General features: G+C 58.6%; 17 protein-coding genes, 1 tRNA gene and 1 other annotated feature. Of the genes, 10 read left to right on the top strand and 8 right to left on the bottom strand.

The window, feature by feature from the left end; all coding sequences use genetic code 11:
* Both agaF and AAAU26_RS02480 read right to left on the bottom strand, forming a co-directional pair.
* Entirely contained in the window at positions 1-444 is a 444-nt protein-coding gene (gene agaF, locus AAAU26_RS02485; protein ID WP_149794804.1) for a PTS galactosamine/N-acetylgalactosamine transporter subunit IIA, read from the bottom strand.
* Between the two features lie 36 nt (positions 445-480).
* The gene (locus AAAU26_RS02480) at positions 481-1,659 is read right to left on the bottom strand and encodes an AgaS family sugar isomerase (protein ID WP_158396470.1); all 1,179 of its coding nucleotides are present in this window, start codon (positions 1,657-1,659) and stop codon (positions 481-483) included.
* 311 nt (positions 1,660-1,970) lie between these two features.
* Here AAAU26_RS02480 and nagA point away from each other — a divergent pair, with 311 nt between their 5' ends.
* From nagA to AAAU26_RS02465, 3 genes are read left to right on the top strand one after another with little or no spacing between them, the layout of a single operon-like run.
* On the top strand, positions 1,971-3,110 hold the full coding sequence (gene nagA / locus AAAU26_RS02475) for an N-acetylglucosamine-6-phosphate deacetylase (RefSeq protein ID WP_158396468.1): 1,140 nt from the start codon (positions 1,971-1,973) through the stop codon (positions 3,108-3,110).
* A gap of 51 nt (positions 3,111-3,161) precedes the next feature.
* On the top strand, positions 3,162-4,451 hold the full coding sequence (locus tag AAAU26_RS02470) for a class II D-tagatose-bisphosphate aldolase, non-catalytic subunit (protein WP_227619411.1): 1,290 nt from the start codon (positions 3,162-3,164) through the stop codon (positions 4,449-4,451).
* 51 nt (positions 4,452-4,502) lie between these two features.
* Positions 4,503-4,760 (top strand): HPr family phosphocarrier protein, encoded by a 258-nt coding sequence (locus tag AAAU26_RS02465; RefSeq protein WP_149794799.1) that lies wholly within the window; start codon positions 4,503-4,505, stop codon positions 4,758-4,760.
* A 54-nt stretch (positions 4,761-4,814) separates the two neighbouring features.
* On the opposite strand, the gene AAAU26_RS02460 is transcribed toward AAAU26_RS02465, so the two are convergent.
* The 4 genes from AAAU26_RS02460 to AAAU26_RS02445 form a co-directional block, all read right to left on the bottom strand.
* Positions 4,815-5,087, bottom strand: a complete 273-nt coding sequence (locus tag AAAU26_RS02460) for a hypothetical protein (protein WP_227619410.1) — start codon at positions 5,085-5,087, stop codon at positions 4,815-4,817.
* A gap of 15 nt (positions 5,088-5,102) precedes the next feature.
* On the bottom strand, positions 5,103-5,831 hold the full coding sequence (gene nagB / locus AAAU26_RS02455) for a glucosamine-6-phosphate deaminase (protein WP_015565936.1): 729 nt from the start codon (positions 5,829-5,831) through the stop codon (positions 5,103-5,105).
* A 119-nt stretch (positions 5,832-5,950) separates the two neighbouring features.
* Positions 5,951-6,676 (bottom strand): TraX family protein, encoded by a 726-nt coding sequence (locus tag AAAU26_RS02450; protein ID WP_227619409.1) that lies wholly within the window; start codon positions 6,674-6,676, stop codon positions 5,951-5,953.
* Between the two features lie 134 nt (positions 6,677-6,810).
* The gene (locus AAAU26_RS02445) at positions 6,811-7,470 is read right to left on the bottom strand and encodes a GntR family transcriptional regulator (RefSeq protein WP_158399848.1); all 660 of its coding nucleotides are present in this window, start codon (positions 7,468-7,470) and stop codon (positions 6,811-6,813) included.
* Between the two features lie 285 nt (positions 7,471-7,755).
* Between AAAU26_RS02445 and AAAU26_RS02440 the strand changes: the two genes are divergently transcribed.
* Together AAAU26_RS02440 and asnB are read left to right on the top strand one after the other, a co-directional pair.
* Positions 7,756-8,241, top strand: a complete 486-nt coding sequence (locus AAAU26_RS02440) for a Fur family transcriptional regulator (protein ID WP_015565933.1) — start codon at positions 7,756-7,758, stop codon at positions 8,239-8,241.
* Between the two features lie 13 nt (positions 8,242-8,254).
* Positions 8,255-8,524: a binding site (T-box leader), on the top strand.
* Positions 8,525-8,725: 201 nt separating this feature from the next.
* Entirely contained in the window at positions 8,726-10,312 is a 1,587-nt protein-coding gene (asnB, locus tag AAAU26_RS02435) for an asparagine synthase B (protein WP_149794793.1), read from the top strand.
* Positions 10,313-10,586: 274 nt separating this feature from the next.
* Here the strand turns inward: asnB and AAAU26_RS02430 are convergent, their stop codons facing one another.
* Positions 10,587-11,324 (bottom strand): Ig-like domain-containing protein, encoded by a 738-nt coding sequence (locus AAAU26_RS02430; protein ID WP_217211777.1) that lies wholly within the window; start codon positions 11,322-11,324, stop codon positions 10,587-10,589.
* A 221-nt stretch (positions 11,325-11,545) separates the two neighbouring features.
* Between AAAU26_RS02430 and AAAU26_RS02425 the strand changes: the two genes are divergently transcribed.
* The 5 genes from AAAU26_RS02425 to AAAU26_RS02405 all read left to right on the top strand — a co-directional run bounded on the left by AAAU26_RS02425 (position 11,546) and on the right by AAAU26_RS02405 (position 16,469).
* Complete coding sequence (locus AAAU26_RS02425) at positions 11,546-11,848, top strand: Dabb family protein (protein ID WP_207676387.1); 303 nt, start codon at positions 11,546-11,548, stop codon at positions 11,846-11,848.
* A gap of 536 nt (positions 11,849-12,384) precedes the next feature.
* A complete protein-coding gene (metG, locus tag AAAU26_RS02420) occupies positions 12,385-14,382 on the top strand; it encodes a methionine--tRNA ligase (protein ID WP_227619408.1) in 1,998 nt (665 codons plus the stop codon).
* A 15-nt stretch (positions 14,383-14,397) separates the two neighbouring features.
* The gene (locus AAAU26_RS02415) at positions 14,398-15,357 is read left to right on the top strand and encodes a DMT family transporter (protein ID WP_227619407.1); all 960 of its coding nucleotides are present in this window, start codon (positions 14,398-14,400) and stop codon (positions 15,355-15,357) included.
* A complete protein-coding gene (locus AAAU26_RS02410) occupies positions 15,354-16,169 on the top strand; it encodes a TatD family hydrolase (RefSeq protein WP_227619406.1) in 816 nt (271 codons plus the stop codon). The genes AAAU26_RS02415 and AAAU26_RS02410 overlap by 4 nt, the downstream gene beginning before the upstream one ends.
* Before the next feature lie 66 nt (positions 16,170-16,235).
* Positions 16,236-16,469: a methylenetetrahydrofolate dehydrogenase gene (locus tag AAAU26_RS02405; RefSeq protein WP_149794787.1), complete on the top strand. Its 234-nt coding sequence runs from the start codon at positions 16,236-16,238 to the stop codon at positions 16,467-16,469.
* Between the two features lie 183 nt (positions 16,470-16,652).
* Here the strand turns inward: AAAU26_RS02405 and AAAU26_RS02400 are convergent.
* Positions 16,653-16,729 (bottom strand) — tRNA-Tyr (locus AAAU26_RS02400).

Here is a 16,729-nt window from a genome sequence, read left to right as displayed (position 1 = left end):
TCAGATCCCGTCGCTTTCTTCAGATTCGGTCTCGGCAGTGGCAGCCTCCAGCTCAAACAGAGCGATGCAGTCCCTGCCGGTTTCGATAAGCTCGTCTGCCAGCGAACGGGGATCGTCCTCCATGTCCAGCATGGTCACGGCAGTGACGATCATGGGCAGGTTGGTGCCTGCGATGACTTCGATTTTCTGCTCCGGACGTGCATACTTGCACTCCACAGCAGTCTTGAAGGGAGAGCCGCCGGGCAGGTCGGACAGCACCACGACGCCGTCGCAGCTCTTGAACTCGTCAAAAGCGGCGTTGAACTTCTCGGCCAGCTGCTCGGGAGTCATCCCCTCTTCAAAGTTGATGTAGCGGACATAATCATTTTCGCCCGCGATCATCTGCGCAGAGGTGTGGATACCGTCTGCAAAATGGCCGTGGCCGGTAACTACCAAACCGATCATACTCGTTGCCCTCCTGAATTTATGACGTTGTTTTGATTATTTCAGCGTGTAGGGGTACAGAGTGACGCCCTTGACCACGCGGTTCACCTCGCCGGTGGGGCAGGGGTTATCCGGGGTGATGCCCAGAGACAGGGACTTCATCAGAGCGATGGTCTGTGCGAACAGGATGAAGTCCAGACCCAGCAGGACGTTCTCCATATCGGCACCGACCTTGATCTGGACGGGATAGTCGGCCAGCTCCTCGATGCCCTCGCAGTCGTGGTTGTAGACGACGGCGATTTTGTTGCCCTTGCGCTGGTGTGCCATCTCCTTGACCAGATCCAGCTCGTAGCGGCGGCGGTACTCGTCATCGCTCAGGTAAGCGACGGTCAGGGTGTTGTTGTCGATGATGGACTTGGGGCCGTGGCGGAAGCCCAGCTCGGAGTCGTACATGGTGGCCACCTTGCCGGCGGTCAGCTCGAGGGTCTTCAGAGCGGACTCCTGAGCGACGCCCTTCAGGCCGATGTTGCCCAGATAGACGATGCGGTTGTAATCGAACTCGTCCACGATCTTCTGTGCCAGACCGAACTGGTCATCGAGGAAGTGCTGACCGGCGACGGCCAGCTTCTCCACCTCAGCGGTGATCTCGTCCAGCTTGTCGAGGTTGAAGGCCAGATAGGTAGCCAGATACATATTGCTGTAGCTGGAAGTCATGGCGAAGGACTGGTCGTGGGTCTCGGGGGTCAGGTTGATGGCGAAGCAGTTGTGACGGGTGTTTGCCAGCTTGGACAGAGTACCCTCGTGGTTGCAGGTCACGAACAGGTGATACAGATTCTGGCAGACGACCTCAGCGGCCTCCACATTGCCCAGAGACTCGGGGGAGTTGCCCGAACGGCCAAAGTTCACCAGCAGGGTGGGCTTGGTGCGGGAGAGGAAGTTCTCGGGGGAAGGCACGAGGTCGGTAGAAGCGTAGGACTTGACCTTGAAGTCGTACTTGGGGTTCAGGGCCTGGAACAGGGAGTTGCCGACGAACTCGCTGGTGCCGGCACCGGTGAGGACGATGTCGAAATCATCCTGCTTGACGACCTGATCGATAAAAGCCTGAAGCTCATCCTTGCAGGCAGCGAGCTGTGCGCAGGTCTTGCGCCAGGTGGCAGGCTGCTGATAGATCTCATGGGCCGTAAAGGTGGAAGACGTCTCCTTCATCTTCTCATCGGTCAGATTAAAAATGCTCATCCTAAATCTACCTCCTAATGGACACGGTAAAACTTTTTTCTGATAATTCCATAGCAGAGCTGTTCCGCTCTCTTTTGTTTGTTATATCACAACCAAACCGCAGAAAACAAGGGGGTAACTGAAAGCCATAACTTTTTGGTTGAAAAAGACAAACCAGCCGCCGCGCATCGGCCTGTCAGGCCGTTTTCTCCATCATTTTTATGTCTTTTTGCCGAAACGAATAACAAATCGATTGAAAATTATAAATATTTTTCCGAAGCCGTGCGGTATAATGAAATTAAGCTATCAACCCCAGAAGGAGGGCATTTAAAATGGTAATACAAAGCAAAAAGGTCTGGCTGGCAGACCAGTTCGTCCCTGCTGCCATTGAGGTGAATGACGGCAGGATCACCGCCATCCTGCCCTATGGCACCAAGGATGTGGACGACGATTACGGTGACAAGCGCATCGTCCCCGGCTTTATGGACATCCACTGCCACGGCGCCTACGAGTTCGACACCAACGACGCCAACGAGGACGGCCTGCGCTACTGGGCAGAGCACATCGTCTCGGAAGGCGTCACCAGCTTCCTCGCCACCACCATCACCCAGAGCGTAGAGGTGCTGACCAACGCTGTCACCAACGTGGCCAATGTCATGGAGAGCGGCTACGACGGCGCAGAGATCCTGGGCATCCACTTCGAAGGCCCCTATCTCGACATGAAGTACAAGGGCGCACAGCCTGACCAGTACATCGTCAAACCCACCATCGAGCAGTTCGAGCACTACCAGAAAGCGGCCCGCGGCCACATCCGCTATGTCACGCTGGCAACGGAGCATGATGAGGACTTCGCCCTCACCCGCTATCTGACGGCCCACGGCGTAGTGGTCAGCATCGGCCACAGCGGCGCGACCTACGAGCAGGCTGTCATGGCCTACGCCAACGGTGCGCGCTCCATGACCCACGTTTATAACGGTATGTCGCCCTTCAACCACCGTGCAAACGGTCTGGTGGGCGCAGCTTACCGCATCCGCACCATGTACGGCGAGATCATCTGTGACGGCTGCCACTCCACCCCCGCTGCTCTGAACAACTACTTCATGAGCAAGGGTCCCGACTACGCCATCATGGTCTCTGACGCCCTGATGGCCAAGGGTACGCCCGTGGGCAGCAAGTACCTGTTCGGCGGCAACGAGATCATCATCTACCCCGACGGCAGCGCCCATCTGACGGCCACCGGCGGTCTGGCAGGCTCCACCCTGAACATCAACAAGGGTCTGCGCATCCTCGTGGAAGAGGCTCTGGTCCCCTTCAACTACGCTCTGAACGCCTGCACCATCAACCCGGCCAAGTGCCTGCATCTGGACGACCGCAAGGGCTCCATCCAGGTGGGCAAGGACGCCGACCTCGTGGTGCTGGAAGATAACTACGACGTCCTGCAGACCTACTGCATGGGCCAGCCCAAACTTTAATGAAAACCATTCAACGCATACACCCAAGCAAACACGAAGGAGATAGCAAACATGAAACACCCGCTTCAGGAAATGATGGACAAGCGCCGCCAGGGCATCCGCTGCGGCATCCCCTCTTATTGCAGCGCCAACGAGCTGGTCATTGAGATCGCGCTGCGCCGCGCCAAGGAGCGCAACATCCCCGTCCTGATCGAAGCCACCGCCAACCAGGTCAACCAGTTTGGCGGCTACACCGGCATGAAGCCCGCCGACTTCTACCAGATGGTCCTGAAAATGGCCAAGGACATCGACCTGCCCGAGAACATGATGATCCTGGCAGGCGACCACCTCGGCCCCCTGACCTGGCAGAAGCTGCCCGAGGCCGAGGCCATGAAGAACTCGGTCGAGCTGGTCTACCAGTACGCCCGCGCAGGCTTTACCAAGATCCACCTCGACACCAGCATGAAGGTGGCTGACGACGCTCCCGGCCTGCTCAAGACCGAGGTCATCGCACGCCGCGGCGCGCAGCTGTACAAGGCAGCTATGAAGGGCTACGAAGAGCTGAAGGCCGAGAAGCCCGATGCAATGCGTCCCGTCTTCGTCATCGGCAGCGAAGTACCCATCCCCGGCGGTGCTACCGAGGCTGAGGACACGCTGGCTGTCACCAGCCCCGATGCTTTCCGCGACACCGTCTCTACTTACCAGCGCGTCTGGACCGAAGAGGGCGTGGGCGACGGCATGAGGGATGTCATCGCTGTGGTCGTCCAGCCCGGCGTCGAGTTTGGCGACGAGCAGGTGTTCGACTATGACCCTGCCGCCGCTGTGGACCTCTGCGCAGCCCTGAAGGAGTTCCCGGACATCTGCTTCGAGGGCCACTCCACCGACTACCAGACCGCCACCGACCTGTACAACATGGTCACCGACGGCATCGCCATCCTCAAGGTCGGCCCGGCCCTGACCTACGGCCTGCGTGAGGCCCTGTTCTCCCTGAGCATGATGGAGAAGGAGCTTGTCCCTGAGGAAAAGCGCGCCAACTTCATCGAGACGCTGGACGCCGTCATGCTGGCCTCCCCTGCAAACTGGGAGAAGCACTATCACGGCGACGAGAAGCATCTGGCACAGTGCCGCAAGTACAGCTACTCCGACCGCGCCCGCTACTACATCGGTCAGCCCGAGGTGGTCGCCGCCATGAACAAGCTGTTCGACAATCTCCGCGAGTACCCCATCCCGATGAATATGCTCCACCAGTACATGCCCATCAGCTACGCAAAGATCCGCGAGGGCAAGCTGAAGCTCGACCCGCGCGAGCTGGCCATGGACGGCATCGTGCAGTTCATGCTGGACTACGAGAGCGCTGTCTGATTTTTTGAACGACCCGAATCCCCCTTTTATCCAACAAGGAGACTATGAGCCATGAAACAGTTCCAGTATACCATCAAAGATGAACTCGGCGTCCACGCACGCCCCGCCGGCCTGCTGGTCAAGCTGGCCAAGCAGTATACCAGCGCCATCACCATCGAGAAGAACGGCAAGACCTGCGATATGCGCAAGCTGATGGCCGTGATGGGCATGGGCATCCGTCAGGGCGAGACCATCACCGTCACCGCCGAGGGCGAAGACGAGGCAGCTGCCATTGAGGCTGTCGAGAAGTTCCTGACCGAGAACGTTTGAGCCTTATAGCAATACAAAAGGACCGCCGTGCAGCTGCACAGCGGCCCTTTTTATTTATAAGAGCTTGATAAAATACAGGATCGCCATCAGGACGATGGCACCGCCCGCCACAACAAGGAAGCTGCGGTCTTTTTTGCCTGGCTCCGGCGCAGGGGCGGCAGGCTGCTGCCCCTTTTTCAGCGAAGTGATGCCGTCGCCCAGCTTCTTGCGCTGCGGGTTATTGTTCCGGCGGTAGATGCGGTTCAGGGTCCCCATGTAGCGGCCGTAGTCCTCGGGTTTGGGCGGTTCCTGTGCCGTCTCCGGCTCTTTCTTTTCGTTTTCGTCCATGCGTTCCTCCGGGCCTTACAGCAGGCTCAGGGCCTCTTCATCGGCCACGAGGATGCAGTCGGGGTGCATCTGCAGGATGGAACCCGGGCATTCGGGGGTAACGGGGCCGGAAACGACAGCCTTGACGGCCTTGGCCTTTGCCAGACCGTTGGCGACCACCAGCACCTTGCGGGCCTGCATGATGGTCTTGATGCCCATGGTGTAGGCCTGCTTCGGCACAAGGTCCTCGTTGCCGTCGAAGAAGCGCTTGTTGGCCTCGATGGTGGCGGGGGTCAGGTCCACACAGTGGGTCTCCAGCTCGAATGCCTCACCCGGCTCATTGAAGCCGATGTGGCCGTTGGGGCCGAGGCCCAGCAGCTGCAGGTCGATGCCGCCCACGCTGTGGATGATGTCGTTGTACTTGGCGCAGGCGTCGGCCGCGTCGGGGTTGGTGCCGTCGGGCAGATGGATGGCCTCGGGGCGGATGTTCACATGGTCGAACAGGTTCTTGTGCATGAAGCTCCAATAGCTTTCGGGATGCTCTTTGGGCAGGCCGCGGTACTCGTCGAGGTTGACGGTGGTCACTTCGGAGAAGTCGAGGTCGCCCTTGTTATACCACTCCACCAGCTGTGCGTAAGCGCCCACAGGGGTGCCTCCGGTCGCCAGACCCAGCACACAGTTCGGTTTCATGATGACCTGCGCGGAGATGATGTTTGCCGCCTTGCGGGACATATCCTTGTAGTCTTTTGCACGAATGATCTTCATTGGTAGAACCTCCTGATGCATTTTTGCTATCCTATCGTTTATTATATCACACTTTTTGCCAGTTTTCCTCATATCATGTTGCAATTTTGTGTCATATTTTTATAATTTTCGGTTATTTATCAGAAAAGCAGGAGGTTTGTAAGGATGCCGAGGACGAAAATGTGGGCCGGATAGAACCAGTAGAACGCCCACTGCTCGAGTTTGGAGCTGCCGCCCCGCTCGCCGCTGTAGAACCAGACCAGCCCGAACGCCAGCGGTGCCACCGGCTCGAAGAGGGAGAAAACTGCGCCCGCGATGCACTGCGCTCTTTTGTCCTTCCGGGTCATGTAGAGGGCGAGGATGAGGGCCAGCCCCAGCACGTCGTAGTCACAATGGAGCAGCGCCGCCGCGAGGAAGCAGGCTGCCGCCCCGAGGATGCCTTTCAGCGCCGGCATCCCCTCCGGCGTCTGGTGTGTATCCAGAGCCTTCATAGCCAGCAGCCCCAGCAGGAGGGTGAAATAGACATTCTGATGCCCCCAGTAGACGCCCGAGAAGAACGCCCAGTCGAAGGGCCACTCGCTGATGAGTGCGAAGCCCAGCATCCGCAGGGCGTATTTTTTGAAATCGTGGGTGTGGAGGAAGCCCTCCACCAGCAGAAAGCAGTAGATGGGAAACGCCAGCCGCCCCGCCAGCCGCAGAACGCCGTCCAGCTGAACATCCCCCGGCCAGAACGCTCCCTGCTTGAACAGGCCGTTCTCGAGCAGGGACGCGCCGATGTGGTCCAGCAGCATCGACAGGCAGGCAATGCGTTTCAGGGCCGTGCCGCTGAGGGAAAAGCCCGGACGGGAAAGTGTGTTGTTTTGCATTTTGTCAGACCTCACATTTGAACTGTCCCCATTATATCGGTTTTGGGGAATCGTTTTCAACCATTTTCCCTTCCTGCGTGAAAAAAGACCTCCCCGCACCATTCGATACAGAGAGGTCTTTTGTTGTTATCTTCTCACCACAGCCGGATGACCTTGATGACGCCCTCAGCCTTGTCACGGGCGATCTCCAGATGTTTCTGCAGGGCATCGGCGGCGGTGTTCCAGTCGCCCTTCAGGGCAGGCTCGAGAATTTCCAGATGCTCTTCGCAGGTCTGCTCCCGGTTAATCATGCTCACCTTGCCGGTCATGATGCGGAAACGGGTGTTCAGGCCGGTGATCCGGTCGTAGGCCGAGCGCATATACTTGTTGGGCAGAGTGCTCATCAACAGCTCGTGGAAGTCGTCGTCCGCCTTGCAGAAGTCGTCGATGACGTCCGGCTCGTGCATCATCCGCACAAAGTGTTCCAGCTCCTCCCGGGGGATGTCCGCGCCGTAGGTGCGCAGCGCATAAGGCTCCACCAGCAGGCGCATCTCGAACATGCTGTGTACGTCCTCCTCGGTGATGCCCGACACCATCAGACCTTTCTTGGGCAGGATGGTGATGAGTCCTTCCTGTTCCAGGCGGCCCAGCGCATCCCGCATGGGGGTACGGCTGATGTTGCCCATCTCGGCGCAGAGCTTCTGCTCGTTCAGGAACTCATTGGGGCGGTACTCACAGTTCAGGATCTTGGTTTTCAGGTACTGATACGCCTGTAATTTCAGGCTCAGCTTTGCCTGTGCTTCCGTCTCTTTCATCTTCTTCTTCCTCTTCTCCAGTCTATCTCCGGTCGGATGTTTCGTCTTCTGCTTGTATCCCTGAAACCATCCAACTATCATCTCGATTTTATTATCACACAACAGGATATTTTTTACAAGAGTTTCTGCTGAAGTTTGGCTTGATTTCCGTTTTGACCAAATATCTTAACTCATTTTTGCACATATTTCACAACCGTTTTTGTGCTTATTGCCAGCGTTTGGCTGTTGTTTTGCATCGAAAGATAAAATGTGGTACACTACAGACAGAAAGAAGGTATCAGCATCATGGCACGAAGCGACGGCTACAACACCAAGACCCGCCAGCTCATCCTGGATTATCTCATCCGCAACCGCCAGCACGCGGTCAGCGCGTCCAATATCCTCGAGCACCTCGAGGCCGAGGGCGCCAGCCCCAACCCCACCACCGTCTACCGCTATCTGGACAAGCTGGCCGGAGAGCAGCGGGTGATGAAATACGTCGCCGACAAGGGCGAAAAGGCCGTGTTCCAGTATGTGGACGAGGGCCGTCACTGCCGGGAGCACCTGCACCTCAAGTGCGTGCGGTGCGGGCGGATCTATCATCTGGACTGCCACTTCATGGACGAGGTGCGCGCCCACCTGATGGCAGAGCACGGCTTCACGCTGCAGTGCGAGGGCAGCGTTTTGTACGGTTTGTGCCGCAGCTGCGCTGCAAATGAGGCCGAAGACGGGCAGGCTGCACAAACCTGTAAAAATTGCTGTGCAGATGTTGACACGGACAAAAAGCAGTGATACAATTTCTGCATAAAAAGCGATGAACGGGAAAAGTAAGGCCCTGAGCGCCCTCTTCCAGAGAGTGCGGGCAGGTGTGAGCCGCACAGATGGCCGGGCCTGAACGAACCCCCGTGAGCTTCCCCCTGAACCCCCGGATGCTGTGGCATTGCGGGCAGTAGGGGCAGACGTGCGCCGCTCGTTATCGCGGCAGTGCTTTCAACGGGGAGAGCGCACAAAGTGACTGGCACGCTGTGCCGGTAATTTAGGTGGCACCACGGATACGGCAGCATTCGTCCTAGCAAAAAGGACGTTTGCTGCCGTATTTTTTTATATTTAAGTAAACCTCTCAGTCTCGCTTCGCTCGACAGCTCCCCTACCGAGGGGAGCCTCTGGCGAAGAGGGAAAGCTTTACCAGAATGCCAAGGCCTCTCCTCGATAGGAGAGGTGGCACGCCGCAGGCGTGACGGAGAGGTTGGAAAACAACACAAGAGGGGTAAGAAATATGTGCTGTGTGATAGGCTATACCGGGCATGATATGAGTGCCGACAAGTTCAAAGAATATCTGATGCGCACCGTCTCGCGCGGGCCGGATGACCAGCGTGTGGTGGAAGGGCCTTTCGGCCTGATGGGCTTCGGGCGCCTCGCCATCATGGGCCTGACGCCGGAGGGGATGCAGCCCTTCTACCGCGGGGCCGACTGCGTGGTCTGCAACGGCGAACTCTATGGCTTCCGCTTCGAGAAAGAGATTTTGAAGCGCCGGGGCTACAAGTTCACCTCCGACTGCGACTGCGAGATTTTGCTGCCGCTCTACTATGAGTACGGCCTCGATATGTTCCGCCACATGGACGCCGAATTCGCGCTCATCCTGTACGATTCCCGCAAAGACCGCCTCATCGCAGCCCGCGACCCCATCGGCATCCGTCCGCTGTTCTACGGCTACTCCAAGTCCAGCCACAAGATCGCATTTGCCTCTGAGATGCAGAACCTCATTGGCTGGTGCGATGACATCCGCCCCTTCCCCATCGGCAGCTACTACTGCGACGGACGCTTTGTCCGCTACGAGGACATCGCCGACGTTCCCGCTCCGATGCAGGACGACATGGACACCATCCTGACCAACATCCGCGAAAAGCTCATTGCAGGCGTGGAGAAGCGTCTGGACGCTGACGCACCCGTGGGCTTCCTGCTGTCGGGCGGCCTCGACTCCTCGCTGGTCTGCTCCATCGCCGCCAAGAAGCTGGGCAAGCCCATTCGCACCTTTGCCATCGGCATGGATACCGACGCCATCGACCTGAAATATGCCCGCCAGACCGCTGAGTATCTGGGCAGCGAGCATCACGAGATCATCATCAACCGGGATATGGTCATCAGCAGCCTCGAAGAGGTCATCCGTCTGCTGGGCACCTGGGACATCACCACCATCCGCGCCAGCATGGGGATGTACCTGCTGTGCAAGGCCATCCACGAGCAGACCGATGTGCGCGTGCTGCTGACCGGTGAGATCTCCGACGAGCTGTTTGGCTACAAGTACACCGACTACGCCCCCACCGCAGATGCATTCCAGCAGGAAAGCCAGAAGCGCATCCGCGAGCTGTATATGTACGACGTCCTGCGCGCCGACCGCTGCATCTCCGCCAACAGCATCGAGGCCCGCGTGCCGTTCGGTGATCTGGACTTTGTGCGGTACGTCATGGCCATCGACCCCGAAAAGAAGCTGAACAGCTACGGCAAGGGCAAATACCTGCTGCGCAAGGCGTTCGAGGGCGACTGGCTGCCGCCGGAGATCCTGTGGCGTGAAAAGGCCGCTTTTTCCGACGCTGTGGGCCACAGCATGGTGGACGACATCAAGGAGTACGCCGAGAGCCTCTACACCGACGAGGAATTCCAGCTCCGCCGGGCAAACTACTCCGCCCATTGTATGCCGTTTACCAAGGAGAGCCTGTTCTACCGCGAAATTTTCGAGAAATACTACCACGACCAGAGCCGCACCATCGTGGACTTCTGGATGCCCAACAAGGCATGGCCGGGCTGCAACGTCAACGACCCCTCCGCCCGTGTGCTGGCAAACTACGGTGCTTCGGGCGTGTAATCCTCTGAGACCCGCAGGTTATCTTGCGGAGTTCCACTTTTTGCTCGATATTACGTCCAGAATCGAACATCGCACGCTTTGCGGAGTTCGACTTTCGTGCGAAGTTGGAACACCGCAAACCTTGCGGAGTTCCAATTTAAGACGATATTACATCAAATATTTGGAACATCGCAAGATGTTTTACCACAGTAGCGCAGCTGTAAGAGCATAACAAAGCAGGCACGCATTTCCGGCTTTTCCGGGTGCGTGCCTGCTTTTATTTTGATATTGTTTTTCAGCTGCCGGAGACTGCCAGCGCCAGCGCACCTACGAGGACGGCGAAACCGCCAAGGACGCCGAGGGCGATCTTTGCCTCATCGGCCTCGATCTGTTCCTGAATCGCCACCTGCGTGCCGCAGTAGACATTGCAGCAGGCGCTGTGGCCGTCCGGGGTGGTGGCGGTGATCAGGGCCTCCCCGTCCCCCACCGCCGTTACCAGACCAAAGGGGTCTACGGTGGCGGCGGCAGGGTTGCTGGTAGTCCAGGTGATGGGTACTGCGTCACCGTTCTCCACGGCTACGGAAGCTCTCAGGGCCGCCGTGCCGCCGATGTTCTCCAGATACAGCCGCTCCTGGTTCAGGGTCACCCGGCCCACGTTGGACACCACCGTTACGTCACACCGCAGGGTGGTGGTGTAGGTGTTGGCCACGATGGTGGTCTTGCCGGGCTTCTGGGCCGTTACGAGGCCGTTGCGGTCCACCGTCGCCACAGCGGGGTTGGTGCTGTACCACTGGTACACCCAGTCGTCGGGGGCGGCGCTGGACAGATAGAGCTGATAGACCGGGTTCAGGTCATCGTACTCGATCTCCATGTCCAGCCAGCTCTGGTTCAGGCGGCTCTCTGCCGCCGCGGTATTTTCTTCGTCCAGTATCGCCGTGGGTGCCGCCGCAGCCGCACTCAGAGGGCCGGCCGCAGCGCCGAAGAGCAGTGTCACTGCCAGAGCGGCAGCAAGATGGGCTAAATGCTTTTTCATCCGATGTTCCTCACAGTCTTGCGGGGCGCTGATCGGCGCGGCCCGCAGTCCACCAAAAATCTCTTGCGTTCCGGGACAGAGCGCCGCAGCTCGTTCCCATTCTTACCTTTTATTATATCATCCCGCCGCTGCGTGAGCAAATAAAAGCTCTTGCGCAGTTTTTGTGCAGATGTTACAATAAGGGCAGCAAGTATTTCGGCCAACAACAGGAGGATTTTATTATGGTAAAGCACATCATTCTCTGGCAGCTCAAAGACGAATATTCCGACGCCGAAAAGGCAGACATCAAGGCCGGCATCAAAGCGGGCCTCGAGGGTCTGGCCGGTCAGATTCCCGGCCTCGTGGAAATCCACGTCAACATCAACGGCCTCCCCTCTTCCAACGCCGATTTGATGCTGGACACCACCTTTGAGTCTGCCGAGGCACTCAAGGGCTACTCCAAGCACCCGGCTCATGTGGCCGTCGCCGACAGCAAGGTGCGGCCCTACTATAAGAGCCGCGTCTGCCTGGATTACGAGGTCTAATTTTCAAGGTGTCTTCCGCACCGGCAGGCTTTTTCTTTGTACAACCTCTCAGTCTGCTTCGCAGACAGCTCCCCTAGTAGGGGAGCCTCTGGCAAAGAGATAAAGCTTTACGGAATGCCAAAGCCTCCCCTCGGTAGGGGAGGTGGCATCGCGCAGCGATGACGGAGAGGTTTCCACATTATTATATTGACAAACCCACCGATTTTGCGTATATTAGATGTAATAATGTAAATTGGCTGTGAAGAGAAGAGTACGCCTCGTCTGCGCCTGACAGAAAGCCCGAAGGATGGAACCGGGCAGGCCGCGCGGAGCGGAACATGGTCTCTGAGCTGCGTGGGCGAAGCGTTATGTCAGCCTGCGACGGGTGCGCCCGTTACTGCGCTCGCCGGGAGTTCCGGCGCAAGGCCGCGTCTGCAAGGGTGCGGCGAAACAAGGTGGTACCACGGAAGTTATACGCTCTCGTCCTTGTCCGGCACAGCCGGCAGGGCGGGGGCGTTTTTCGCTGTTAGCGCCAAAAGAAAGGAAGAATCGTTTTCATGAGCGAGCACAAGACATTCTACATCACCACACCTATTTATTATCCCAGCGACAAGCTGCACATCGGCCACAGCTACACCACCGTGGCCTGCGACGCACTGGCACGCTTCAAGCGGATGCAGGGCTACGACGTCATGTTCCTGACCGGCACCGACGAGCACGGCCAGAAGATCCAGGACAAGGCCGCCGACGCAGGCGTGACCCCCAAGGAGTACGTGGATAAGATCGTCGCCACCGTCAAAGATCTGTGGAAGCTGATGGACATCAGCTACGACCGCTTCATCCGCACCACCGACGACTACCACATGGAGTCCTGCCAGAAGATCTTCACCAAGCTCTATGAGCAGGGCGACATCTACAAGGGCGAGTACACCGGCCACTACTGCAAGCCCTGCGAGAGCTTCTGGACCGACAGCCAGCTGGTGGACGGCAAATGCCCTGAGTGCGGCCGCGAGGTCTACGATGCCCACGAGGAAGCCTACTTCTTCAAGACCGGCAAGTATGCTGACCGTCTGCTCAAGCTCTATGAGGAGAACCCCCAGTTCATCCAGCCCGAGAGCCGCAAGAACGAGATGATCGCCTTCATCAAGCAGGGTCTGCAGGACACCTGTGTCTCCCGCACCTCCGTCAAGTGGGGCATCCCCGTACCTTTCGACCCCAAGCACACCATGTACGTCTGGGTCGATGCTCTGAGCAACTATATCTCCGCTCTGGGCTACGGCAACGAGAAGTACGACGAGTACAGCAAGTTCTGGCCTGCTGACCTGCACATGGTGGGCAAGGAGATTCTCCGCTTCCACACCATCCTGTGGCCCGCCATGCTGATGGCTCTGGATCTGCCGCTGCCCAAGCGGGTGTTCGGCCATGGCTGGCTGCTGATGAACGGCGGCAAGATGTCCAAGTCCGTGGGCAATGTCGTTGACCCCGTCATCCTCTGCGACCGCTATGGCGTGGACGCCATCCGCTACTTCCTGCTGCGTGAGATCCCCTTCGGCAACGACGGCACGTTCACCAACGAAGCCCTCATCAACCGCATCAACAGCGACCTTGCAAATGACCTTGGCAACCTGCTGAGCCGCACCGTCGCCATGTGTGAGAAGTACTTCGGCGGCACTGTCCACAAAGTGGCTGGCACCGAGGCCATCGACACCGAGCTGGAGACCATGACCAGCGAACTGCTGGGCAAGGTCACGGCAGACATGGACAACCTGACCATCCCGCAGGCTCTGATGGAGATCTTCGCCGTCATCCAGCGCGCCAACAAGTATATCGACGAGACCGCCCCCTGGGCTCTGGCCAAGGATGAGGCCAACAAGGAGCGCCTTGAGAGCGTGCTGTACCATCTGTGCGAGGCTCTGCGCGTGGCCGGCATCCTGCTGAACGCTTACCTGCCCTCCACCGCTCCCAAGATGATGGAGCAGCTGGGTCTGGACGCTTCCGCTATCGACGTGGAAAAGGCCGCTTACGGCGTTCAGGAGAGCTACACCGTCCACAAGGGCGAGGCACTGTTCCCCCGCATCGACGTGGCAAAGGAGATCGCCCACCTGAAGGAAGAGGACGAGAAGCGCAAGGCCGCTGCCGAGGCCGCTAAGAAGGCCAAGGAAGAGGCTGAGAAGAAGGCCGCTGCTCCCGCTGAGGAGAGCAATGTGGACTTCACCCACGAGGCAGAGATCTCCTATGACGACTTCTGCAAGGTGGAGCTGCGCGTGGCCGAGGTCCGCGCCTGTGAGAACCTGAAGGAGAGCAAAAAGCTGCTCCACCTGACCGTCTTTGACGGCGAGCGTGAGCGCTGCATCCTGTCCGGCATCGCCAAGTGGTTCAAGCCGGAAGACCTCATCGGCAAGAAGCTCGGCATCGTCTGCAATCTGGCACCCCGCCCGATGATGAAGGGCAAGTATGTCAGCGAGGGCATGATCTTCGCCGCTGACACTGCCGACGGCGGCTGCTCCATCCCCTTCTACAGCGACGACACCCCCGTGGGCGCGCGCATCCACTGAGCGATGGAGAACAACATGACTCTTTCCCGCGCCGAGAAGCTGGACAAAATTTTCGGCACACCGCTGTTTGCGGTGCTGCTGGCCATCTTCTGCAATGTGCTGTGGGGCTGTGCGTTCCCCTTCATCAAGATGGGCTACCGCCTCTTTGAGATCGATCCGTCCAACACCGCGTCTATCTTCTGCTTTGCCGGTGTAAGGTTCATGCTGGGCAGTCTGCTCGTCCTGCTGGGCAGCACCCTGCTCCAGAGCCGGATGCCCACCTTCCCGAAAGGGAAAGTCTTTGCCGAGTGCTGTGTACTGGGCCTGTGGCAGACCACGACCCAGTACGCCTTCTACTACATCGCCGTGGCGATGCTCACCGGTGCGTTCGGCGGCATCCTGAACAGCACCCAGAGCTTTCTGGGCGTCATCTTTGCCCACTTCATCTACGGCAATGCCGATCGGATGACCCCGGCAAAGACCCTGGGCTGCGCCGTCGGCTTTGCGGGCGTTCTCATCGGCACACTGGGCAACCACGGCGGCGGCAGCGGCTGGGGCGTCTTCTGTATGCTGTTTGCAACGGTGGTCTTCACCCTGTCCGGCCCGTGGAACAAGTCCGTCACCAAAAAGGCGGACAGCTTCGCGGTCTGCTTCCTGAACCTGTTCGTGGGCGGCGCAGCACTTTTCGTGCTGGGTACGGCTCTCGGTGGGCGTCTGGGCAGTGTGACGCCGCTTGGCATTCTGGTGCTGCTGTATCTGGCCTTCATCTGCGGCGCCGGCTATCTGCTCTGGGCTTTGCTGATGAAGAACAACCCCGTCAGCCGCATTGCCATCTTCGGCTTCGTGAACCCGGTGGTCAACGTGCTGCTGAGCGCTGTGCTCAACGGCGAACCGCTGTTCCGCTGGCAGTATCTGGCCGCACTGGTGTTCGTCTGCGTCGGCATCTGGCTGGTGAACAAAGCCCCCGCCAAGAACGCCAAGAAGGAGAAACAATGACCGGCCCGATTTTCGACACCCACGCCCACTACAGCTCCCGCGCCTTCGATGCTGACCGCTTCGCTCTGCTGGACAGCCTGCCCGAAAAGGGCGTGGTCGGCGTCTGCGAGCAGGCCACCCACTCGGGGGACGCGCCCCGGGTGCTGGAACTGGCTCACCGCTATCCGTGGGTGTATGCCGCCATCGGCATCCATCCCGAGAGCCTGCTGGCCCCCGAGGACTGCGGCGAGGAAGGCCCTGCCCCCACTGTCTCGGTCTTTGGCGGCGACTGGGCCGCTGAGATGAAAGCCCTTGCCCCCTATTACGACGACCCGAAGGTGGTCGCTGTGGGCGAGTGCGGGCTGGACTACCACTGGCCTGTGCCGAAAGACGCACAGCTGGCGCTGTTTGAGGCGGAGATCCGCCTTGCGCTTGAGCTGGACAAGCCCATCATCGTCCACGACCGAAACGCCCACGCCGACGTCTACGCCCTGCTGAAAAAATACCGTCCCAAGGGCATCGTCCACTGCTATTCCGGCAGTGCGGACGACGCCGTGTGGCTGGCCCGGCAGGGGCTGTATTTCGGCTTCGGCGGCGCCTGCACCTTCAAGGGTGCCAAACGGGCGGCAAAGGCCATTGCGGCTCTGCCTTTGGAGCAGATCGTCCTCGAGACGGACTGCCCCTACATGGCCCCGGAGCCGGTGCGCGGCATCCGCTGCGACAGCTCCCTCATCCGGTACGTCGGCGAGTATGTCGCCAGCGTCAAGGGCATCAGCCCGGAAGAAGTCTTCCGCCAGACGGCGCAGAACGCCCGGACTGTTTACCAACTGTAAGATTCAGGGCATTTTCCTGTTTCTGTATAAATTCGAAATCATATTTTTTCATAAGGAGATTCTATTATGAAAGCTCGTATCCCTTCTCACCGCGAATTCATCATCAACTTCCCCGACAGCGTTGACCAGGCAAAGGCCAACGAGGGCTGGGCAAAGCTGCAGCAGATCGTTGAGGACTACAAGAAGGCCCACAACGGCGCTTCCGTCTACGCTCCCACCTTCATCGAGGACTGCGAGCCTGCCGTCAAGAAGCTGCAGGAAGAGTACGGCTTCGAGTACACTGTCGAGTACGTAAAGTAATTTTTTCTGAAGATTCAACAAAATGAGAACAGCCGCCGCATGGAGCTTTCCGTGCGGCGGCTGTTTTTGCCCGGCGGGACGCGAAGCGCCGGGCCGCAGCTGTTCTCATCCACCCGCCTATGTGAGTCTGACATTTGTGCAAAAGAAAACCGCCAGTGTATCTCTACACCAGCGGTTTTTTCATGGGCGCGGGTGGATTCGAACCACCGAAGCTGAAAAGCAGCAGATTTACAGTCTGTCCCCATTGGCCACTCGGGAAC

The sequence above is a fragment of the Faecalibacterium longum genome (genome assembly GCF_040094125.1).
GTDB lineage: Bacteria > Bacillota > Clostridia > Oscillospirales > Ruminococcaceae > Faecalibacterium > Faecalibacterium longum.
This window is presented reverse-complemented; position numbering and strand designations above follow the sequence as displayed.